A 22,121-nucleotide genomic window follows, 5' to 3' on the forward strand; every position below is an offset into this window, starting at 1 on the left:
GCGAACCCAAGGAGACCCCTCCATGAGCCTCAATATCTTCTGGTTCCTGCCTACCCATGGTGATGGCAAGTACCTGGGCACCGCCGAAGGCGCCCGTGCCGTCGACCACGGCTACCTGGCGCAGATCGCCCAGGCCGCCGACCGCCTCGGCTACGGCGGCGTGCTGATCCCGACCGGGCGTTCCTGCGAGGACTCCTGGCTGGTGGCGGCCTCGCTGATCCCGGTGACGCAGACCCTGAAGTTCCTGGTCGCCCTGCGCCCGGGGATCATTTCGCCGACCGTGGCCGCGCGCCAGGCGGCGACCCTGGATCGCCTGTCGAACGGCCGTGCGCTGTTCAACCTGGTGACCGGCGGCGACCCGGACGAGCTGGCCGGCGACGGTCTGCACCTGTCGCACGCCGAACGCTATGAGGCCTCCGTCGAGTTCACCCGCATCTGGCGCCGCGTGCTGGAGGGCGAAACCGTCGACTACGCCGGCCAGCACATCCAGGTGAAGGGCGCCAAGCTGCTCTACCCGCCGATCCAGCAGCCGCGTCCGCCGCTGTATTTCGGCGGTTCCTCCGACGCGGCGCAGGACCTGGCCGCCGAGCAGGTCGAGCTGTACCTGACCTGGGGCGAGCCGCCGGCCGCGGTGGCCGAGAAGATCGCCCAGGTGCGCGAGAAGGCGGCCAGGCAGGGCCGTGAAGTGCGCTTCGGCATTCGCCTGCACGTGATCGTGCGCGAGACCAATGAGGAAGCCTGGGCTGCGGCGGATCGCCTGATCAGCCATCTGGACCAGGACACCATCGACCGCGCCCAGGCCTCGCTGGCGCGTTTCGATTCGGTCGGCCAGCAGCGCATGGCCGCCCTGCACGGCGGCAAGACCGACAACCTGGAGGTGTCGCCGAACCTCTGGGCCGGTGTCGGCCTGGTGCGCGGCGGCGCCGGCACCGCCCTGGTGGGCGACGGCCCGACCGTGGCGGCGCGGGTCAGGGAGTACGCGGAGCTCGGCATCGACACCTTCATCTTTTCCGGCTACCCGCATCTGGAGGAGTCGTACCGCGTCGCCGAGCTGCTGTTCCCGCACCTGGACGTGGCCCAGCCGCAGCGTCCGGAGAGTCGCGGCTACGTCAGCCCGTTCGGCGAAATGATCTCCAGCGACATTTTGCCGAAGGCGGCTTCGGCGAGCTGAAAGCATCCCGCTCGCTCCCACGGCGGTCCGCAAATGCAATCCGGGAACAGAAACACAGGATTCTTCGAGGCAACCATGAGCAACACGACCCTTAACACATTGGCCCTGCGCGCCGCGCCCTGGGCCTTGCCCCTGGGGCTGCTGGCCGCCTGGCAGCTGGCGGTGGCCAGCGGCTGGCTGTCCAGCCGCATCCTGCCGGCGCCCAGCGCGGTGCTCGCCGCCGGCTGGGAGCTGCTGGCCTCCGGCGAAATCTGGCAGCACCTGGCGATCAGCGGCCAGCGCGCCGGCATCGGCTTCGCCATCGGAGGCGGCATCGGCCTGCTGCTGGGCTTTATCACCGGCCTGTCGAAATGGGGTGAGCGCTTTCTCGACAGCTCGGTGCAGATGATCCGCAACGTGCCGCACCTGGCGCTGATCCCGCTGGTGATCCTGTGGTTCGGCATCGACGAGGCGGCCAAGGTGTTCCTGGTCGCGCTCGGCACCCTGTTCCCCATCTACCTCAACACCTACCACGGCATCCGCAACGTCGACCCGGCGCTGGTGGAGATGGCGCGCAGCTATGGCCTGTCCGGTTTCGCCCTGTTCCGCCAGGTGATCCTGCCCGGTGCGCTGCCGTCGATCCTGGTCGGCGTGCGCTTCGCCCTGGGCTTTATGTGGCTCACGTTGATCGTCGCCGAGACCATCTCCGCCAGCAGCGGCATCGGCTACCTGGCGATGAACGCCCGCGAGTTCCTGCAGACCGACGTGGTGGTGCTGGCGATCCTGCTCTACGCGCTGCTCGGCAAGCTGGCCGACGTCGCGGCCAGGGGCCTGGAGCGCGTGTGGCTGCGTTGGCACCCGGCCTACCAGGCCAAGGCAGGTGGGCAATGACGGCACTGCACAGCATCCGTCAGGGCATTCCCCTGGCGATCGAGAAGATCGAGAAATCCTTCGGCGAGCGCCGGGTGCTCAAGGGCATCGACCTGCATATCCCGGCCGGCCAGTTCGTCGCCGTGGTCGGCCGCAGCGGCTGCGGCAAGAGCACCTTGCTGCGCCTGCTGGCCGGGCTGGATCAGCCCAGCGGCGGTCAGCTGCTGGCCGGCAGCGGTGCGCTCAACGCGGTGCGCGAGGACATCCGCCTGATGTTCCAGGATGCGCGCCTGCTGCCCTGGAAGCGGGTGATCGACAACGTCGGCCTGGGCCTGTCCGGCAACTGGCGTCAGCAGGCCGAGGAAGCCCTGGCCGCGGTCGGCCTGGCCGATCGCGCGGGTGAGTGGCCGGCGGCGCTGTCCGGTGGGCAGAAGCAGCGCGTGGCGCTGGCCCGGGCGCTGATCCATCGCCCGCGCCTGCTGCTGCTCGACGAGCCGCTGGGCGCGCTGGATGCGCTGACCCGCATCGAGATGCAGCAACTGATCGAGCGCCTGTGGCAGCAGCATGGCTTCACCGTGCTGCTGGTCACCCACGACGTCGCCGAGGCGGTGGCCGTGGCGGATCGGGTGATCCTGATCGAGGACGGCCAGATCGGCCTCGACCTCGACGTGCAACTGCTGCGTCCGCGCCCGCACGGCTCGCCGCTGCTGGCCGCGCTGGAAGCGCGCGTGCTCGACCGGGTGCTGGCGCAGCCGGAGCTGCCGACGCCGCCCGACCCCCTATCACCCCTGCCCACGCAATTGCGCTGGGCACTGTGAAGCCGTAGCCCGGACTCTGTCCGGGGCGGCCCCAAGACTCCCCGGAGTGCATCCGGGCTACATCAGTGGACCATCAGGAGCAACACCATGACCATCAAAGCCATCAACGTGCGTAACCAGTTCAAGGGCAGCATCAAGGAGATCGTCATCGGCGACGTGCTGTCGGAGATCGACGTGCAGACCGCCGCCGGCATCGTCACCTCGGTGATCACCACCCGTTCCGTGCGCGAGCTGGAACTGCAGGTGGGCAGCGAAGTGATCGCCTTCGTCAAATCCACCGAGGTGTCCATCGCCAAGCTCTGAGGGCCCGTGCCGGGCGCGGCTCATTCGGCCAGGCGCACCTGGTTGCGGCCGCCGTGCTTGGCCGCGTACAGCGCCTTGTCGGCGCGTTCGCGCAGTTGCTCGGCGTCGCTGTGCACGTCGGTGCCGGCGATGCCGACGCTGAGGGTGCAGGAGAACTCGCCGCCCTCGGCGATAAAGCGCAGCTCGGCGAAGCGCTGGCGGATCTCGTCGAGGATCAGCCTGGCCTGCTCCGGCGGGCAGTCCGGCAGCACCGCGAGGAACTCCTCGCCGCCGTAGCGCCCCAGGCTGTCGATGCGCCGCAGGCGCTGGCGCAGCAGGTTGGCCAGGGCGCGGATGACGTTGTCGCCGGCAGCGTGGCCGTGGCTGTCGTTGACCCGCTTGAAGTGGTCGATGTCGAGCATCGCCACGCTGGCGCGGTCGCCGCTGCGCAGCGCGCGCTCCAGTTCGATGGCCACCTGTTCCTTGATGTCGCCGTGCTTGAGCAGGCCGGTCAGGCTGTCGCGGGCCAGGGCGTTGGACAGCAGGCGGGCGCGCTGGGCGCGGGAGAACACCGTGGCGACCAGGGCATGATCGGAGATGGGTTTGCTGACGAAGTCGTCGCCGGCCTTGATCAGCGCGCTCATCTGCTTGGCGATGTCGGTTTCCGCCGACAAGTAGATGATCGGGATGCGCAGCCAGTCGTCGTTGCAGCGGATGATCTGCGCCAGCTCCGGGCCGGTGCAGTCGGGCATGTTGACGTCGAGCAGCACCACCTCGGGGTTGAAGTCGCGCAGGTGGGCGAAGATCTGCGCCGGCTCGCGCAGCACCTCCACCAGCATGCCGGCGCCGCGCAGCACCAGGCTGTAGCGGCTGGCCAGGTCCTGGTCGTCGTCGACGATCAGCACCCGGTAGGGCTCGCCGTGCTGCTGGGCGAAGCAGCGCTCCAGGCGGCTCTCCAGCTGCGGGATGTCCACCGGCTTGGCGAAGAAGCCCAGGGCGCCGGCGCGCACCGCCTGCAGCTGGGTGGCGAAGTCGTCCTGCTGGGTCAGCACCAGCAGCGGCAGCGGCGCGTCCAGGCGCTGTTGCAGGCGCGCGGCGTAGTCCAGGCCGCTGCAGCTTTCCCCGGGCAGGTTGACGTCGACGATCAGCGCGTCCGGCAGGTGCTGCTGCAGGGCGGCGTCGAGGCCGGCGATGGAGTTGAAGTGCTCGGCCTGGTAGCCGAAGTTGTTCAGCGTCAGGCGCATGCTTTCGCCCGCCGCGGCCTCTTCCTCGAGGATGTAGATGTGCCGGCTGCCGCTATCGCTGCGCGTCGCCTTGCGCGCCGGGCGCGGCGCTTCGCCGACGGCGGTCGCGGCCAGCGGCTGGTTGCCCAGTTGCTGCAGCGCCGCGACGAACTCGCCGAGGCCCTGCTGCTGGCGCTGCAGGCGTTCCAGCCAGCGCTCGGCCTGCTGCTCCAGCTCGCGCGCCTGCTGGCCGAGCTGGACGAAGCCGAAGGTGCCGGCGCTGCCGGCCAGGCGGTGCAGCTGCTCGCGCAGGGCTTGCAGCAGGCGCTGGCGTTCGTCGGCGGCGGCGTCGAGCAACTGCCCGGCCTGCTGCGCCAGCTGCGGCAGCTCCTGGCGCAGGCGCTCGGCGAACTGCTGGCCGAGCTGCTGCAGGTGCTGCTGCAGGGCCTGGGGAATGGCATTGCCTTCGTGCTTATCCATGGCGCTGGCTCCAGATCTGGCGCACCTGGGCGGCGAGCTGCATGGGGTCGAAGGGTTTCACTATCACGTCGCGCGCGCCCAGGCTGCGGTAATGCGCCACTTCGCCGGGCTGCACCTTGGCGGTCATGAAGGCCACCGGGATCTCGCCGATGTCGACCAGCGCGCGCAGCCGCTCCAGGGTCTGCGGGCCGTCCATGCCGGGCATCATCACGTCGAGCAGGATGAAGTCGGGGGCGAAGCCCTGTACCTGGTCGAGGGCCTCCTGACCGCTGGCGCAGCTGAGCACCTGGAAGCCACCGACGGCCTCCAGGGCGACCTTGGCCACGGCCTGGATCGACGGGTCGTCCTCGACGTGGAGGATGCGCTTGAGTTCAGTCATGGCCGGTCTCCTTGGCGGGTAGCAGGCGAGTGAGCAGCTGCAGCAAGTGTTGTCCATCGTTGCGCGATTTGGCCAGCGCGGTGCGTACCTTGGCCAGCTGGGCGCCGTCCAGCTCGCTGGCCGAGAGCACCACCACCGGCAGTTGCGGCTGGCTGCGGCGCAGTTCCTCGACCAGCTCCAGACCGTTGCCGTCGGGCAGGCCGAGGTCGAGCAGGACCAGGTCGAAGGGTGGGCCGGCGAGCAGGCGGCGGGCCTGGGCGAGGTTCTCGGCGGCGACGAACTCGGCCAGTTCGCGGCCCTGTTCGGCGACCACCTGGCGCAGGTCGTGGTCGTCCTCGACGTGCAACACCCGCGGTCTTTCCGGCAGGCCGCGCAGGGCGCGGGCCAGGCTGTCGAGCAGGCGCTGCGGGTCGATCGGCTTGCTCAGCCAGTCCAGCGCCGGCACGCCGCCGCCGAGTGCCAGGCGGCCCTGTTCGCAGGCGGCCGAGACTACCAGGATCGGCAGCTCGCGGTAGCGCGCATCGGCGCGCAGCTCGCGCACCAGCTGCAGGCCGTCGCCGTCCGGCAGCTTGAGGTCGAGGCTGATCGCCGCCGGACGCTCGGCGGCCAGGGCGCGGCGTGCCTCGGCCAGGCTGTGCGCCAGGCGCACGCGGTAGCCGGCATGCTCCAGCAGCTGACGCAGCAGCGCGGCGATGTCCGGTTCGTCCTCGACCACCAGCAGGCCGGGATGCGCGCCATCGGTGGCCGCTGCCGGCGGATCGGCGAGCAGGGCCAGCTCGAACCAGAAGCTGGCACCCTGGCCCTCGACGGAGTCGAAGCCGATCTGCCCGCCCATGCGCTCGATCAGCTCCTTGCTGATCGCCAGGCCGAGGCCGGTGCCGCCCTTCTTGCGGCTGTCGCTGGCGTCGGCCTGGGAGAACTTGGCGAAGACGCGCTCGCGGAAGGCCGCGGCGATGCCCGGGCCGCTGTCGCTGACCGCGACCCGTACCCGCGCGTCGCGGCGCTCGGCGTGCAGCAGCACCTCGGCGCCGGGCGGCGAGTACTTCACCGCGTTGGAGAGGAAGTTGGCCAGCACCTGCTGCAGGCGCATGGCGTCGACCCGCACCCGCAGCGGCGGGCACTCGGCCAGGCGCAACTGCACCTGGTGCTGGGCGGCATAGGCCTGGTTGCTGGCCAGGGCCTCCGCCAGCTGCTCGGCGAGCGCGCAGGGCTGCAGGTCGAACTGCATCTTGCCGGCCTCCAGCTTGTCCATGTCGAGCAGGTCGTTGATCAGGTGGCTGAGGCGCTGGCTGTTGGCCTGGGCGATGCCGAGCATCTGCTGCATGCCCGCCGGCACCGCGCCGAGGGCGCCGCCGTTGATCAGGCCGAGCGAGCCGGCGATGGCGGTCAGCGGCGTACGCAGCTCGTGGCTGACGGTGGAGACGAACTCGCTTTTCAGCCGCTCGATGCGCTTGGCCTCGCTCTGGTCCATGGTGGTGCCGGTGATGCGCAGCGGATAGCCGTCGGCGCCGCGCTGGATATAGCCGCGCAACAGCACCGGCAGCGGCGTGCCGTCGACGCACAGCAGGCGGCAGTCGATGGTGAAGTAGGTGGCACCCTGGCGCAGCGCCTGCATCAGGCTGGCACGCGCCGCCGCCAGGTCGTCCGGGTGCACCAGGCGCTCCCAGCCCAGCGGGTCGTCGGCGAAGCCGGGCGGGCCCTGTTCGGGGTGGCCGAGCATCTGCCAGCCGCGCGCCGAGGCGAAGAAGCTGCCGGCCTTGAGGTCGATGTCCCACCAGCCGTCGTTGCTGCCCTTGAGCGCCAGGGCCAGGCGTTCCTCGCTCAGGCGCAGCTGCTCGGTGATGCGGTCGGCCAGTTGCTGCACCTGCTCGCGGCGTTGGCCGAGGCTGCTGACCAGGAAGAACAGCAGCAGGCCGATGCAGCCGCCGAGCGCCAGCAGCGAGCTCTCGCCGCGGTGGGCGTCGGCGAGAAAGCCCGGGGCATGGTGAAAGTGCAGGCGCCAGCTTTGGCCGAACAGCTCCAGCTGGCGCTGGACGGCGGCCGGTGTGCTGGCCGGGGTATCGCCGCGGCTGCTGTAGAGCAGCTCGCCGGCCACGGCGGCGGGGCTGGCGTAGAGCTCGAAGTCCAGCTCGCGCTGGCGGCCGCCGAGGATGCCGTGCATCAGGTCGTGCACCCGGTAGGGGCTGTAGGCGAAGCCGCGCAGGGCGGTCAGGCGTTGCTCGGGGCTGTCCAGCGGCTGCCCCGGCCAGTACACCGGCACGTACAGCAGCAGGCCCGGCTGCACCCGGCCGTGGGTTTCCTGGACCAGGGTGACGCGCCCGGACAGACGGCTCTGGCCGCTGCGCGCGGCATCCAGCATGGCGGCCCGGCGCACCGGTTCGGCGAGCATGTCGAAGCCGAAGGCGGCCAGGTTGCGCCCGGCGAACGGCTCGATATAGCGGACGGCGCTGTACAGCGGGCGCTGGCCGAACGGGCGCACGCGGAAGTTGATAAAGCCCTCGGTGCGCAGCGCGGTTTCGAAGGAGGGCAACTGCTCGGCGCGCAGCACCTGGCTGAAGCCCAGGCCCTGGATGCCCGGGTAGCGCTCGTCCAGGCGCAGGCGCTCGGCGTAGAGACGCCAATCGTCTCGGCCGACCTCGTCGCTGGCGTCGAGCAGGGCGGCGGCGCCGAGCAGGATGCTTTCCTGATTCTGCATGCGCTGGACTATGGCCTCGCTCAGCTCGTCGGCGAGCAGCTCGAGTTGGCGCGCGGCGGCTTCGCCCTGGCTCTGGCGCAGGTTGTGCCAGGCCAGCAGCGTGGCGCCGAGGGCCAGCGCCAGCACGCCCCAGGCCAGCAGATTGGCGCGGCCGAACAGCTGGCCGAGCAGCTGCAGACGCAGCCCGTTGGCGTTACTCATGGTTGCCCCCGGCCAGTGGCAGGTCGAACCAGAAGGTGCTGCCCTGGCCCAGCGTCGAGTCGAAGCCGATCTGCCCGCCCATGCGTTCGACCAGCTCCTTGCTGATCGCCAGACCGAGGCCGGTGCCGCCCTGCTGGCGGGTATCGCCGGCATCGGCCTGGGCGAACTTGCTGAAGATGCGCGGCTGGAAGCTCTCGGCGATGCCCTGGCCATGGTCGCGCACGCTGATCCGCACCCAGCCCTCACGCGGCACGGCACTCAGCTCCACGCGCTGGCCGGCGGCGGAGAACTTGGCGGCGTTGGCCAGCAGGTTGGCCAGCACCTGCTCCAGGCGCTGGGCATCGGCCAGCACCTGGCAGTCGGCGCCGGGCAGCAGGCGCAGCTGCACCCGATGGCGCTCGGCATAGGGCTGGTTGCTTTGCAGCGCCTGCGCCAGCAGCGCGCGCAGGGCCAGCGGCTGCAACTCGAGGCGCATCTTGCCGGCGACCAGCTTGTCGATGTCGAGCAAATCGTCGATCAGCTTGCGCAGGCGCTGGCTGTTGCTCTGGGCGATCTCCAGCATCTGCTGCATGGCCTCCGGCACCGCGCCGAGGGCGCCGCCGTTGATCAGGCCGAGCGAGCCGGCGATGGCGGTCAGCGGGGTGCGCAGCTCGTGGCTGACGGTGGAGACGAACTCGTTCTGCAGCTGCTCGCCGCGCTTGCGTTCGCTGATGTCGCTGATGAAGCCGTGCCAGAGGACGTCGCCGCCGGGCAGGCGCTGCGGCGCGGCGCGCCCCTCGACCCACAGCGGGCCGTGCAGCGGGTGCAGCACGCGGTATTCCTGGTGCCAGGTGCTCAGGTCTTGCGCCGAGCGGGCGATGGCCGCGCGCACCTGCGCCACGTCGTCCGGGTGCAGGCGGGCGAGGGCCGGTGCGGCGTCCTCGGCGACCTCCTCGGGGGCGCAGCCGTAGATATCCAGGATGCCGGCGCTGGCATAGGGAAAGCAGCTGCTGCCGTCGGCGCGCAGCAGGTACTGGTAGACCATCCCCGGCAGCTGCGCGGCGATGCGCTGCAGGCGCAGGCGCGCCTCGTCGCGCTGGCTGAGGTCGTTGGCCACCAGCAGGTAGCCCTGCAGCGCCTGCTCCTCGGCGCGGATCGGCGACAGGTTCAGGCGTACCGGCAGGCTCTGCCCGCCGCGCGTGCGCAGGCGCCCCTCGGCGCTCTGCGGGCCGTTGGCGCAGGCGGCGCAGAGGCGCTCGAACTGGCCGGCCTCGACCAGCAGGCGCGGCATGTGCTGGCCGCTCAGGGCCGCGGCCGAATGCTCCAGCAGCTGCTGCGCCTCGGGGTTGCTGCGCAGCACCCGGCCCTGCGGGTCGAGCACCAGCACCGCGCTGCCGGCGTTGTCCAGCATGGCCTGGTGCATGGCGCTCTGCTCGGCCTGGCGGCGCGCCTGCAGACGCAGCTCGAACAGCTCGCCGGTGAGCCGCGCCAGGTGCTGCAGCTGCTGGCGCTGGTGCGCATCGAGGTGGCGCGGCTGGCGGTCGATCACGCACAGGGTGCCGAGGGCCAGGCCGTGGCGGTCGTGCAGCGGCATGCCGGCGTAGAAGCGGATATGCGGTGCGGCGGTGACCAGCGGGTTGTCGCGAAAGCGCGCATCGTCCAGGGCGTTGTCCACTTCCAGCGGCGCGTCGGCGGCCACGGCGTGGGCGCAGAAGGCCAGTTCGCGCGCGGTCTGCTCGGCGTCCAGGCCGACCCGGCTCTTGAACCACTGGCGCTCGGCGTCGATCAGCGAGATCAGCGCGATGGGGGTGGCGCAGATCTGCGCGGCCAGCGCGGTGATGTGGTCGAACAGCGTCTCGGCCGGGGTGTCGAGCAGCTCCAGGGCCTGCAGCGCGGCCAGCCGCTGCTGCTCGTTGTGGGGGATCGGCGCTTGGCTCATGTCTCGCTCCCGGTGATGGGCAGTTCGAACCAGAAGCAGGCGCCCCGGCCTTCGCGCGCGTCGAAGCCGATATGCCCGCCCATGCGTTCGACGATTTCCTTGCAGATTGCCAGGCCCAGGCCGGTGCCGCCCATTTGCCGGGTGTCGCCGGCGTCGGCCTGGGAGAACTTGCTGAAGATGCGCGGCTTGAAGGCGTCGGGGATCCCCGGGCCTTGGTCGGTGACGGCGACCCGCAGCACCTCGGCGTTGCGCTGCAGGCGCACCTCGACCTGGCTGCCGGGCGGCGAGAACTTGGCCGCGTTGGATAGCAGGTTGGCCATCACCTGGGCCAGGCGCTGGGCGTCGACGCGCACCGCCGCGTCGCCTTCGACCTGCAGCCGCAGGCGTACCCGGTGCTGGTCGGCATAGGGCTGGTTGTGCAGCAGCGCCTGCTCCAGCAGTGGTTGCAGCGGCTGCGCCTGCAGCTCGAAGTGCATCTTGCCGGCCACCAGCTTGTCCATGTCGAGCAGGTCGTTGATCAGCTCGCTGAGGCGCTGGCTGTTGCTCTGCGCGATGGTCAGCATCTGCTGCATGGCGTCCGGCACCGCGCCGAGGGCGCCGCCGTTGATCAGGCCGAGCGAGCCGGCGATGGCGGTCAGCGGGGTGCGCAATTCGTGGCTGACGGTGGAGACGAATTCGTTCTTCATCTGCTCGATGCGCTTGCGCTCGGCAATGTCGCGGATCACCGCGATGAAGCGGCGCTGGCCCTGGTGACTGATCTGCGACACCGCCAGCTCCATGGCGAAGCGCTCGCCGCTGCGCCGCAGACCCTCCAGCTCGCGACTCTGGCCGACCACCCAGGCCTCGTCGGTACGCAGGTAGCGCTGGATGTAACCGTCGTGGGCACTGCGGTAGGGCTCGGGCATCAGCAGGCTGACGTTGCGCCCGGCCACCTCGGCGTGGCGGTAGCCGAAGATGTGCTCGGCGGCGTGGTTGAAGGTCTCGATGCGGCCCGTCTCGTCGATGGTGACGATGGCGTCGATGACGTTGTCGAGCAGGGTGCGCAGGTAGTGCTCGCGCTCGCGCACCGCGCGTTCGGCGGCGACGCGGTCGCTGAAGTCCTGGATCTGCGCGACGAAGTGCACCGGCCGGCCCTCGCCGTCACGCACCAGCGACACGCTGAGCAGCACCCAGAGCACCTGGCCCTGCTTGTCCAGGTAGCGCTTCTCCATCTGGTAGGCGTTGATCCGTCCGGCCAGCAGGTCCTGGGCGTTCTCCAGGTCGGCGTCGAGGTCCTCGGGATGGGTGACGGACTGGTAGGAGGTGGCCAGCAGTTCCTCGCGCGGGTAGCCGAGCATCTGGCACAGCGCGTCGTTGACCTCCAGCCAGCGGCCGTCCGGGGCGACCAGGGCCATGCCCTGCGGCGCGGTGGTGAAGGCGTTGCGAAAGCGCTGCTGGCTCAGGCGCAGCTCGTCCTCGATGGCCTGGCGCTCGCTGATGTCCCGGATGAAGCCGTCGACCCACAGCAGCCGGCCCTGGCTGTCGTACTCGCCGCGGCCCTTCTCGCGCACCCAGACGTTGTGGCCGTCGGCGTGGCGCAGGCGGTAGGTCAGTTCGAAGATTTCCTGGCGCTCGATGGCCTCGCCGGCACGGTAGGTGATGGCCAGGTCGTCGGGGTGGACGATGCTGGAGAAGCTGCGCACGCGGTTGTCGATGAAGTCGCTGGGCGGGTAGCCGCTGAGGCTGAGGATCTCCTCGCTGACGTAGCGCATGCTCCAGTCGGCGTCGTTGGCGCAGCGGTAGACCACCCCGGGCAGGTTGGCGACCAGGCCGCGGAAGCGGCTCTCGCTCTTCTGCAGCGCGCGGGTGGCCTGCTGCAGTTCGCCGATGTCGCTGGCGATGCCGAGGAAGCCGGTGATCTGGCCGTTGCCGTCGAACATGGCGCTGACGGTCAGGTTGACCGGGCGCAGGCTGCCGTCCTGGCAGCGGTAGGTCCATTGGCGGGTTTCCGGCTCGCCGCCGCGGGGGTTGTGCACGAACACCTCGAAACCTTCGACGGGGCGGCCTGCCTGCGCGCTCAGTTCGGCGGCGCGCGCCTGCATCTCCTCGGCGAGGTGGAACACCGCCGGGGTCTGCTTGCCGATCATCTCTGCGGCGCTATAGCCGAGCAGGCGTTCGGCGCCGGAATTGAACAGGTTGATGCGGCCCTGCGGATCGGTGGCGATGATCGACACCCCGGTGGCCGAGTCGAGCAGCGCCTGCAGGTAGGCGCGCGCCTCGCGCACCGCCGCCTGCTGGTGCCGCATCAGGCGCTGGGTGCTGCGCTTGGTGGTGCGCAGCAGCACCAGCAGCAGGGCCTCGGCGCCGCACCAGGCGAGTAGCCACTTGACCACCAGCCAGCGCTTGTCGCTGCGGTGCAGGTCGAACTGCTCGCTGACGTCGCGCCACACCAGGGCCACGGCCTGCGGCGCGGCGGTCGGGTCGTGCCGCTGGCGGTAGCTGGTCAGGGCGATCTGGTTGAGCAGGTAGTGGCGTTCGCCGTCGGCCAGCAGGCGCACCGCATCGCCGGCGGCCGGCGACGGCAGCGCCTGCTGGCGTTGCCAGGTCCGCACCTGCGGCCGCGATGCGCCCATCAGCCGCCAGCGCTGCGGGTCGCGGGCCAGGCCGCGCAGCTCCTCGCCGCTGTCGGTGCCCAGCAGCAGGTCTTCGCGCAGCAGCAGGGCGACGCCGCTGCCGAGGTCGCGGTCGAGTTGGGCGAGGTCGTCGAGCACGCCCATGGCCACCTCGATGGCGCCGACCTGCAGCGGTGTGCCGGCGCCCTCGACCAGCAGCGGGGCGATGGCGCGCATGCCGATGCTGCCGCGGCTCAGGCCCAGGCCGGCCTGGCTGGTGGCGCTGCGCAGCGCTTCCAGCACCATCGGCCGCCAGCCGATCTGCAGGTCGCCGAAATGTTCGGGTTCGTGTACCCGCAGCAGCACCTTGATGTCCGGCGCTAGGTGCACGTAGAGGCGAAACGTCTGGTGCGCCTGCAGGTTGCGCCAGCGCGGCGCCAGACGGGTGTAGAGCTGGCTGCGGATACTGGCCAGGGCGTCCAGCTCGTTGGCCGGCAGGGCGTGGGCCTGGCGCACCAGCTCCACCACCCAGGCGTCGGCGGCGATGGTTTCGGCGAGCAGTTGGGCGCGTTCCTGCAGGCCGTGCTGGGTGCTGTGCAGAGCCATGCGCTGGACTTCCGCCTGCTTGTTCATCTGCAGTTGCCAGAGGGTCTCGCGCTCGTCCAGCGCCTGGCGCCCGAGAAAGGCGAAGAACAGCGCCAGGCACAGGCTGCCGCCGATCACTGCCCAGCGGCTGGCGTCCCAGTGGCTGGCAAGCCAGTGGCGGAGCAGGGCCAGGCGTCTCATCCGCTCGCCTCAGGCCAGCCCGGCGAGGCGGCGCAGGCGTTGCAGTTCCTGGTCGTCGGCGCCCTGCAGTTCGGCGCTGGCCAGGCGCATCAGGATCGGCTCGCGGCGGGTGTTGCCGGGCGCCAGGCCGTAGCAGGCGCCGATCAGCTCGCGCAGCGCTATGGGCAGGCGCCAGTGCGCCTTGAGCCGGTTGGCCAGTTCGCCGCTGTGCTGGCGCAGCGCCTGCTGCAGCTGTTCGTCGCTCAGCGCCAGGTCGCGCTGGCGCCACAGTTGCGCTTGCTGCAGCACGGCCAGCTCGCCCATGCGCTGCAGCAGGGCGGCGCTCTGCAGCGGCGCCGGGTCGAGGCGGCAGGCGCCGGCCAGTTCGCCGACGCGCTGGTGCAGGTGCAGCAGCGCCTGCGCCTGGGCCTGGCCGAGGGCCTGGAGCGCGGCGTCCTGCAGGCGCGCCGCCGGGCGCAGCGCCAGGCCCTGGATCAGGTTCAGCGCGGTGGCCGCACCCAGGCGCTGGACGGCTTCTGGCAGGCTGATACAGGGCTGCCCGGCGCTGTTGTAGACGGTGCTGTTGGCCGCGGCGATCAGCCGCGCCTGCACCGCCGGGTCCTGCTGCCAGTGCTCGCCGAGCTGCTGCAGGCTGCTCGGCGCGCCTGCGGCGCCATGCAGCTGCTGGTACAGCTCGTCGCGCAGCGGCAGGTCGAGGGCCTCGGCCGGCAGCTCGCCGAGGTGGCGAACGAAGTCGTCGTCGCTGTGTGACGCCGCCGGCGCGGCGTCGTCGGCGGGCAGCAGGCGCTGCAGGCAGTCGAGCACCTTGGGCACCTGGAACGGCTTGCTGATGAAGGCGCTGATGCCCAGCGGACGCACTTCCAGCACGCTGTCGCGGTCGGCGCGCGAGGTCACCATCAGCAGTGGCACCGCGCGGTCGCTGCGGCGCACCGCCTCGAGCAGACGGGTGCCGCTGCCGTCGGGCAGGTTCCAGTCGCAGATCACCAGTTGCGCCGCCTCCTGCTGCCAGGCGGCGAGGGCGTCGGCGACCCGCGTGCGGCAGTCGACCCGCGCCCCCGGGCGCAGGCTGAGGACGATCTGCTTGAGCAGATCGGCGATCCAGGGATCGTCTTCGAGGATCAGCACGCGCATGTTCAGTCTCCCGTGCTGGCCCGCTCAGCCTGGGTGGCTTCGGGCACGCCGATGGGCTGGCTGGGCACCGGCTGCGGACGGCCGAAATGGTAGCCCTGGCCGTAGTGGCAGCCGAGTTCGCGGAGGAAATCGGCCTGTGCGGCCTGTTCGATGCCTTCGGCCAGCACCTTGATCCCCAGGCTGTGGCCGAGGGCGATCACCGCGCGGGCGATGGCGGCGTCCTCGGCGTCGTCGGGCAGGCCGCGGACGAAGCTCTGGTCGAGCTTGAGCTTGTCCACCGGCAGGCGCTTGAGGCGCGCCAGCGAGCTGTAGCCGGTGCCGAAGTCGTCGATGGCCAGGCGCACGCCGAGCCCGCGTAGGCGGGTGAGCAGCAGCAGGGCGGCGTCGGGGTCTTCCATGATCGCGCTCTCGGTCACTTCCAGCTCCAGTTGCGCCGGCGCCAGGCCGGTGTCGGCCAGCACCTGGGCGACGTGCTGCTCCAGCTCGCCGCGGCCGAACAGGCGGCTGGAGACGTTCACCGCGACGAAGTGCAGCGCGCTGCCGGCGGCGTGCCAGCGCACCATCTGGCGGCAGGCCTGCTCCAGCACCCAGGCGTCGATGGCGCCGATCAGGCCGTTGTCCTCGGCGATCGGGATGAACTCGGCGGGCGACACCAGGCCGCGCTGCGGGTGCTGCCAGCGCACCAGCGCCTCCATGCCGACCGCGCTGCCGTCCTGCAAATCGTGCAGCGGCTGGTAGTAAACGCGCAGCTCCTGGTTGTCGAGGGCGTGGCGCAGGCTGCTGGCCAGCTCCACGCGCTGGCGGGCGTAGTCGGTCAGCTCCTGGACGTAGAAGGCGTAGCCCTCGCGGCCGCTGCTTTTGGCCTTGAACAGCGCCGAGTCGGCGTTGCGCAGCACCTGTTCGACGCTGGCGGCGTCGTCCGGGAACAGGCTGATGCCGATGCTGGCGCCGATGTACAGCTCGTGGCCGTGCAGGCGGAACGGCGCATCCAGGCAGCGCAGCAGGCGCTGCGCCAGCTCGGCGGCCTGGGGCGCCTCGGCGCAGTGCTCGCAGAGCAGGCCGAACTCGTCGCCACCCAGGCGCGCCAGGGTACTGGCGGCCGGCACCGCTGCCAGCAGGCGCTCGCCGACCTCCTTGAGCAGCAGGTCGCCGACGTTGTGGCCGAGGCTTTCGTTGATGTGCTTGAAGTGGTCCAGGTCGATCAGCAGCACCGCGCCGCGCAGCTGTTCGCCGGCGCTGCGCTCCAGGGCATGGGCGACCCGCTCGGTGAACAGCAGGCGGTTGGGCAGGTTGCTCAGCGGGTCGTGGTGGGCCAGGTAGTCCAGCTCGCGCTGCGAGCGCTTGAGCGCGGTGATGTCGGAAAACACCGCGACGTAGTGGCTGATGCGCCCCTGCTCGTCGTGAATGACGCGGATGCACTGCCACTGCGGGTAGATCTCGCCGCTCTTGCGCCGGTTCCACACCTCGCCGCTCCAGGCGCCGCGGCTGTGCAGGGCGTGCCACAGGCTGTGGTAGAAGGCCGCGTCGTGACGGCCGGACTTGAGCAGGCTGGGTTGCTGGCCGAGGATTTCCTCGGCGCTATAGCCGGTGATGCGGCTGAACGCCGGGTTGACGTGGACGATGCGCTGCTCGGGGTCGGTGACCAGCACGCCTTCCTGAGTGGCGTCGAACACCGCGGCGGCCTGGCGCAGGCTGTCCTCGTCGGCGCGGCGTTGGGTGATGTCGCTGGCCACGCCGATGAAGCGCTGCGGCTGACCTGCCTCGTCGCGCAGCAGGCGGCCGCGCGAGTGCAGCCAGCGGTAGCTGCCGTCGGCGTGGCGCATGCGGTAGATGTTCTCGTACTGCGCGCCGCTCATTTCCGCGTCGAGCGCCTGCAGCGCGCGTTCGCGATCCTCCGGGTGCAGGCGCGCGACCCAGGCCTCGCGGGTATCGCCGAGGGCCTGCGGGGTGAGGCCGAGCAGGGCGGCGTAGCCGTCGGAGAAGAACACCCGCTGGCTGGCGAAGTCCCAGTCCCACAGGCCGTCGCGGGTGGCATCCAGGGCCAGGCGCAGGCGTTCCTCGTTGTGCGCCAGCTGCAGCCGCGCGCGCCGATGGTGCCGGGCGTGGCGCTGCAGCACCAGGTACAGCAGGGCGCCGGTGAGAGCGACGAACAGCAGGCCCTTGAGCGACTGCAGGCGGTCCTGCTGGGCCGCGGACAGGCCGAGGGCGGCCAGCAGCTGGTCGCTGAGGAGAATCCACGAGGCGGCGAGCAGCAGATAGCCCAGGGTCAGGCGCAAGGCGGCGGTGTCGATACGCATGGGCAAGCGGCTACGCTCCCTGTAAATGCTGGGCAGTATAGATGTCCTGGAGGCTGAAACATTCTTATCTAAAAGACCAACTGGTTTTCTGCCTTGGGTCAGGGATAATGCGCCCAGGCTTGTCCTTGTAGGACAGGCCGCGTTCCCCTTTCAAGAGGCAACAGTGTCCATGTGGTACAACGGTTTACTCGACCTGTCGGTCTGGCAGCTGGTGGCTGCGACCCTGCTGATGACGCACGTGACCATCGTCAGCGTCACCGTCTATCTGCACCGCTACTCCGCGCACCGTGCACTGGAACTGCACCCGGCGCTCAAGCATTTCTTCCGCTTCTGGCTGTGGCTGACCACCGGCCAGAACACCCGCGAGTGGACCGCCATCCACCGCAAGCACCACGCCAAGTGCGAAACCGTCGACGACCCCCACAGCCCGGTGGTCAAGGGCCTGGGCACCGTGCTGCGCAAGGGCGCCGAACTCTACCAGGAGGAGGCGAAGAACCAGGAAACCCTGCGCATCTACGGCAAGAACTGCCCGGATGACTGGATCGAGCGCAATGTTTACAGTCGCTATCCGATTGGCGGCGTGACGCTGATGGCGATCATCGACCTGGCCCTGTTCGGCGTGCTCGGCATCACCGTCTGGGCGATCCAGATGATGTGGATTCCGGTGTGGGCCGCCGGCGTCATCAATGGCCTCGGCCATGCCGTCGGCTACCGCAACTTCGAGTGCCGCGACGCCGCCACCAACCTGGTGCCCTGGGGCATCCTGATCGGCGGCGAGGAGCTGCACAACAACCACCACACCTACCCCAACAGCGCCAAGCTGTCGGTGAAGAAGTGGGAATTCGACATGGGCTGGGCCTGGATCAAGCTGTTCAGCTTCCTCGGCCTGGCCCAGGTGCAGCGCGTCGCGCCCATCGCCCACCGGGTCGAGGGCAAGCGCAGCCTGGACATGGACACCGCCATGGCCATCCTCAACAACCGCTTCCAGATCATGGCGCAGTACCGCAAGCTGGTGATCGCGCCGCTGGTCAAGCAGGAAGTGGCCAAGGCCGACGAGTCGGTGCGCCACCTGTTCCGCCGCGCCAAGCGCCTGCTGTCGCGCGAGCCGAGCCTGCTGGAAGAGCAGCACCAGGCACGCATCAGCGAGCTGCTGGCGCAGAGCCAGGCGCTCAAGGTGATCTACGAGAAGCGCCTGGCGCTGCAGCAGATCTGGGTCAAGACCAGCAGCAACGGCCACGACATGCTCGAGGCGATGAAGCAGTGGGTGCACGAGGCCGAGGCCAGCGGCATCCAGTCGCTGCGCGAGTTCGCCGAGCAGCTCAAGACCTACTCGCTGCGCCCTGCCGCAACCGCTGCCTGATCGCCGCGCGTTTCCTGCAAAGGCCCGCCGAACGGCGGGCCTTTGTGTTTGTCCAACAGCTCGCACTATGCTCATTGCAATGCTGATGCGAGGGATTGGATGGCCGCTGTAATGGATGATCAAGGCAACGCCGTTTCCGAGTTGGAAGAACTGACCCTGGCCCTGCTGCACAGCCGGGCCGAGGTGGAGCGCCTGCGCGAGCGCGAGCAGCTGTTCAGCAGCCTGCTGGGCAGCGTCAACGCCGCGCTCTGGGCGTTCGACTGGGACGCACAACGGGTGATCTACGTCAGCCCGGCCTACGAGCGCATCTTCGGCCGCTCCGCCGCGCTGCTGCTGGCCGATTACGGCGAGTGGCGCAACAGCATCTACCCCGACGATGTGGAGTACGCCGCCGAAAGCCTGGCCAAGGTGCTGGAAACCGGCGCGGTGGAGTTTCGCGAGTACCGTATCATCCGCGCCGACGGCCAGCTGCGCTGGCTCAGCGACAAGTGCTTCGTCAGCCCGCGGCCCGGCTCGGCTCAGGGCAAGGTGATAGTCGGTATCGCCGAGGACATCACTGAGAAGAAACGCCTGGAGGGCGAGCTGCATCGCCTGGCCACCACCGATGTGCTGACCCAGAGCAGCAACCGCCGGCATTTCTTCGAGTGCGCCCGCCGCGAGTTCGAGCATGCGCGGCAGTACGGCAGCCCGCTGGCCTTCCTCCTGCTCGACCTCGACGACTTCAAGAAGATCAACGACCAGTACGGTCACCAGCTCGGCGACCAGGTGCTGCAGCGCCTGGCCCAGTGCGGTGCCAACGCGTTGCGCCGCGGCGACCTGTTCGGCCGCATCGGCGGCGAGGAGTTCGCCGCCCTGTTCCCCGGCTGCGAGCCGGATATCGCCCTGCAGGTGGCCGAGCGTCTGCAGCGCGAGGTGCAGCGCCTGAACTTCCAGCACGACGGCGCAAGCTTCGGCATCACCGTCAGCCAGGGGCTGACCAGCCTGCGCGCCGCCGACGCCAACCTGGAGGCGCTGTACGCCCGTGCCGACGCGGCCATGTACCTGGCCAAGCGCCAGGGCAAGAACCAGATCGTGCTGGGTTGAGGCGTTGGCGATTTTCCGCCTGAGCGGCGCGTCGCATAAGCGGAAAATTGCCGGTCGCGTAGCGTAATAGAGCGGTAACGCTCCTGCCAAAAAGCGTTAACCTCCCGTTCTAGAGGCGCCGCACGGCGCTCTGGAAGAGCTGGCACGCTATCTGCCTGAACTCACGTCAAGATGCCGGCCCGGATGCCGGCGCACAATAACAACGACGCGAGAGCCCTCCCATGAGTCGTCCTGCCCGTTCCCGTCCGTTCGCCCCGTTGCGTCCGCCGTTTTCCCGTTCTTCCTGAGTTTGCCACGCACCCGCGCCAGCGAGGGCCCTGCCGTGCCCGCGCGCGCCTGCGTTCGCCTGATTCGTCCCGAGCCTGCCTCTTCGTGCCGAAGTCGGTGTTCGGGCGATGCGTCACCTTAAACACACTGGAGAGAAACATAATGAGAAAGACCTCCCTGGCACTGGCCGTAGCCGCCAGCACCCTGGGCCTGAGCCAAGTGGCCTCTGCCGATTTGATCGGCGACACCAAGGTCAGCCTGGAAGCCCGCAATTTCTACTTCAACCGTGATTTCCGTCAGGGGCACAACGATACGCCAACCCCCACTCGTTCCAAGTCCGAAGAGTGGGCCCAGGGCTTTATCCTGCGCATGAACTCCGGCTTCACCGAGGGCACCGTGGGCTTCGGCGCCGACGCCATCGGCATGTTCGGCTTCAAGCTGGATTCCGGCGACGGCACCGCCGGCAGCGGTCTGCTGGTCCCGGATCGTTCCTCGGGTGGTTCGCAGGACAACTACTCGGATCTGGCCGTAGCGGCCAAGGCCAAGATTTCCAACAGCACCCTGCGTGTCGGCCAGATGCAGTTCAAGAACGCCGCCATCGCCTCCAGCGACGCCCGCCTGCTGCCGCAGGTGTTCGAAGCCGGTCACCTGGTATCCCAGGAAATCGACGGCCTGATGCTGGAAGCCGCGCACGTGCGCGAGGTGAACCATCGTGACTCCGGCGACTACGAAGATATCGCCATCACCAGCGGCGGCCGTCGCGGCATCGCCACTTCTGGCGGCGCCACCGCCGATTCGTTCGACTTTATCGGCGGCACCTACAAGCTGACCAACGACCTGACCGCCGGTTACTACTATTCCAACCTGGACGAGCTGTACAAGCAGCACTCCTTCAACGCCGTGCACGTGCTGCCGCTGGGCGACAAGCAGAGCCTGAAGACCGACGTCCGCTATGCCCGTTCCACCGACGACGGCAACCGCAGCAACGTCGACAACAATGCCTTCGGCGCCATGGTCACCTACGGCCTGGACGGCCACGCCTTCGGCCTGGGCTACCAGAAGATGAGCGGCGACACCGGCTTCGCCTACATCAACGGTACCGACCCGTTCCTGGTCAACTACGTGCAGATCAGCGACTTCGCCAACAAGGACGAGAAGTCCTGGCAGGCGCGCTACGACTTCAACTTCGCCTCCATCGGCATCCCGGGCCTGACCTTCATGACCCGCTACCTGACCGGCGACAACGTCGACCGCGGTGCTGGCGTATCCGAAGGCCGCGAGTGGGAGCGCAACACCGAGCTGATGTACGTGTTCCAGGAAGGCGCGCTGAAGAACCTCGGCGTACGCTGGCGCAATGCGAGTGTGCGTTCGAACTTCGCCAACGATATCGACGAGAACCGTCTGATCGTCAGCTACACCCTGCCGCTGATGTAATCAGCCGGCGGAGGTTCGACAGGCTCATCGGGCCTGTCGTCCCGAGCGCGATAAGAAAAATGCCCGCATCCTTCCGGATGCGGGCATTTTTTATGCGCGCGTCGGGCTTAGCGGGCGTCGCCGGCCTCGAGCGGACCGGCCGAGGCGGCGAGAATGGCGCTGGCCAGTTCCATATCGTCGGCGCCCTGCAGCTCGGGGTTTTCACTGCGCAGCCGCTGCAGCGCCGCCTCCAGGTGCGGGCCGCGTATCTCGCCGGCGCTGGCGACGAAGCTGCTGGCGTCTTCCTCGGCGGCGACGACCAGCTTCTTGTCCTTGAAGGTCAGGTAGGTGGAGGCGGTGGTCGCCCCGGAGGAAAGGATGTCGCGCAGCAGGCTGTCGGCTGCGGCGGTTTGGGCGATCAGGCAGGCGGCCAATGCCAGGGCTGCTCGGCTCGATACACGCATGGGGTGGTACTCCTGTGGGTTTACTCACCTGATAGGAGTCCCGGTGGCTGCCCCGGGTTCCACCTGAGCGATGGTTGGTCGCCATGGAGCCAGACGGGCGCGGGATCAAGCAGACACAAGTTTCCGCAGCACCCGAGCCCCACTAGAGTCCGGCCTTCCACCGTTCACGGATAGCGACGGCAGGCTTACGTAGGGTACGCGCGGCGCACCCTACGAACTGGAGTCGCCGAAGCGATAGTTCTGAGAGCACGCCAGACCCTGACTCATATATCGCGTTCGACCCGCAGAATCACGCCATCCTGGGCCACCACCTTGACCGAGCTGCCGGCCGGCAGGTCGGGGCCGCTGACCAGCCACAGGCTGTCGCCGGCCTTGATCTTGCCGCGGCCGCCGATTATCGCCTCGTGCAGGGCGAAACGCCGGCCGAGCAGTTCGCTGCCGCGCTGGTTCAGCCCCGGCTGGTCGCTGGGGCGCGTGGCGCTGCGCTGGCGGCGCCACCAGAGCACGGCGGTGAGGATCGCCAGCAGGCCGAACAGGAAGAATTGCCAGACCCAGGGGAGCTCCGGAAACAGGTAGGTGAGCACGCCGACGCAGGCGGCGGCCAGGCCGATCCACAGCAGGTAGCCGCCGGCGCCGAAGACTTCGAGGATCAGCAGGACGGTGGCCAGTGCCAGCCAGTCCCAGAACGACAGGTGTTGCAGGTAATAGATCAT

Annotated in this window: 16 protein-coding genes; 7 read left to right on the forward strand and 9 right to left on the reverse strand. The window is 69.4% G+C overall.

What is annotated here, in order from left to right; translation table 11 throughout:
* The first annotated feature begins 22 nt into the window (after nt 1-22).
* From ssuD to ACW9UL_RS01365, 4 genes are all read left to right on the forward strand, one after another.
* The gene (gene ssuD / locus ACW9UL_RS01350; RefSeq protein ID WP_457788602.1) at nt 23-1,171 is read left to right on the forward strand and encodes an FMNH2-dependent alkanesulfonate monooxygenase; all 1,149 of its coding nucleotides are present in this window, start codon (nt 23-25) and stop codon (nt 1,169-1,171) included.
* A gap of 75 nt (nt 1,172-1,246) precedes the next feature.
* Nucleotides 1,247-2,041, forward strand: coding sequence for an aliphatic sulfonate ABC transporter permease SsuC (gene ssuC, locus ACW9UL_RS01355; protein WP_457788603.1), 795 nt, complete (start codon nt 1,247-1,249; stop codon nt 2,039-2,041).
* Nucleotides 2,038-2,838 carry an aliphatic sulfonates ABC transporter ATP-binding protein gene (ssuB, locus tag ACW9UL_RS01360; RefSeq protein ID WP_457788604.1) on the forward strand — a complete coding sequence of 267 codons (801 nt, stop codon included), beginning with the start codon at nt 2,038-2,040 and terminating at the stop codon, nt 2,836-2,838. The genes ssuC and ssuB overlap by 4 nt, the downstream gene beginning before the upstream one ends.
* A gap of 87 nt (nt 2,839-2,925) precedes the next feature.
* On the forward strand, nt 2,926-3,141 hold the full coding sequence (locus tag ACW9UL_RS01365; RefSeq protein ID WP_003242436.1) for a TOBE domain-containing protein: 216 nt from the start codon (nt 2,926-2,928) through the stop codon (nt 3,139-3,141).
* 20 nt (nt 3,142-3,161) lie between these two features.
* Here ACW9UL_RS01365 and ACW9UL_RS01370 read toward each other — a convergent pair whose 3' ends face one another.
* Genes ACW9UL_RS01370 through dibA form a run of 7 tightly spaced genes read right to left on the reverse strand, consistent with a single transcriptional unit; the run spans nt 3,162 to nt 16,821 of the window.
* The gene (locus ACW9UL_RS01370; protein ID WP_457788605.1) at nt 3,162-4,823 is read right to left on the reverse strand and encodes a diguanylate cyclase; all 1,662 of its coding nucleotides are present in this window, start codon (nt 4,821-4,823) and stop codon (nt 3,162-3,164) included.
* Nucleotides 4,816-5,202: a response regulator gene (locus tag ACW9UL_RS01375; protein WP_021445650.1), complete on the reverse strand. Its 387-nt coding sequence runs from the start codon at nt 5,200-5,202 to the stop codon at nt 4,816-4,818. The genes ACW9UL_RS01370 and ACW9UL_RS01375 overlap by 8 nt, the downstream gene beginning before the upstream one ends.
* Nucleotides 5,195-8,098, reverse strand: coding sequence for a CHASE domain-containing protein (locus ACW9UL_RS01380; protein ID WP_457788606.1), 2,904 nt, complete (start codon nt 8,096-8,098; stop codon nt 5,195-5,197). The genes ACW9UL_RS01375 and ACW9UL_RS01380 overlap by 8 nt, the downstream gene beginning before the upstream one ends.
* Complete coding sequence (locus ACW9UL_RS01385; RefSeq protein WP_457788607.1) at nt 8,091-10,016, reverse strand: ATP-binding protein; 1,926 nt, start codon at nt 10,014-10,016, stop codon at nt 8,091-8,093. The genes ACW9UL_RS01380 and ACW9UL_RS01385 overlap by 8 nt, the downstream gene beginning before the upstream one ends.
* Entirely contained in the window at nt 10,013-13,393 is a 3,381-nt protein-coding gene (locus ACW9UL_RS01390) for a PAS domain S-box protein (protein WP_457788608.1), read from the reverse strand. The genes ACW9UL_RS01385 and ACW9UL_RS01390 overlap by 4 nt, the downstream gene beginning before the upstream one ends.
* A gap of 9 nt (nt 13,394-13,402) precedes the next feature.
* The gene (locus ACW9UL_RS01395) at nt 13,403-14,524 is read right to left on the reverse strand and encodes a response regulator (protein ID WP_457788609.1); all 1,122 of its coding nucleotides are present in this window, start codon (nt 14,522-14,524) and stop codon (nt 13,403-13,405) included.
* Between the two features lie 2 nt (nt 14,525-14,526).
* Nucleotides 14,527-16,821, reverse strand: a complete 2,295-nt coding sequence (gene dibA / locus ACW9UL_RS01400) for a phosphodiesterase DibA (protein WP_457790893.1) — start codon at nt 16,819-16,821, stop codon at nt 14,527-14,529.
* A gap of 169 nt (nt 16,822-16,990) precedes the next feature.
* Between dibA and desA the strand changes: the two genes are divergently transcribed.
* The 3 genes from desA (at nt 16,991) to ACW9UL_RS01415 (ending at nt 20,965) form a co-directional block, all read left to right on the forward strand.
* A complete protein-coding gene (desA, locus tag ACW9UL_RS01405) occupies nt 16,991-18,181 on the forward strand; it encodes a delta-9 fatty acid desaturase DesA (protein WP_021443335.1) in 1,191 nt (396 codons plus the stop codon).
* A 111-nt stretch (nt 18,182-18,292) separates the two neighbouring features.
* Complete coding sequence (locus ACW9UL_RS01410; protein WP_021443336.1) at nt 18,293-19,264, forward strand: GGDEF domain-containing protein; 972 nt, start codon at nt 18,293-18,295, stop codon at nt 19,262-19,264.
* Between the two features lie 429 nt (nt 19,265-19,693).
* On the forward strand, nt 19,694-20,965 hold the full coding sequence (locus ACW9UL_RS01415) for an OprD family porin (protein ID WP_122109300.1): 1,272 nt from the start codon (nt 19,694-19,696) through the stop codon (nt 20,963-20,965).
* A 107-nt stretch (nt 20,966-21,072) separates the two neighbouring features.
* Here ACW9UL_RS01415 and ACW9UL_RS01420 read toward each other — a convergent pair whose 3' ends face one another.
* Both ACW9UL_RS01420 and ACW9UL_RS01425 read right to left on the reverse strand, forming a co-directional pair.
* Nucleotides 21,073-21,408 carry a DUF2388 domain-containing protein gene (locus ACW9UL_RS01420; RefSeq protein WP_457788610.1) on the reverse strand — a complete coding sequence of 112 codons (336 nt, stop codon included), beginning with the start codon at nt 21,406-21,408 and terminating at the stop codon, nt 21,073-21,075.
* 263 nt (nt 21,409-21,671) lie between these two features.
* The gene (locus tag ACW9UL_RS01425; protein WP_457788611.1) at nt 21,672-22,121 is read right to left on the reverse strand and encodes an NfeD family protein; all 450 of its coding nucleotides are present in this window, start codon (nt 22,119-22,121) and stop codon (nt 21,672-21,674) included.

It is taken from the genome of Pseudomonas sp. PL-6, from assembly GCF_054110165.1.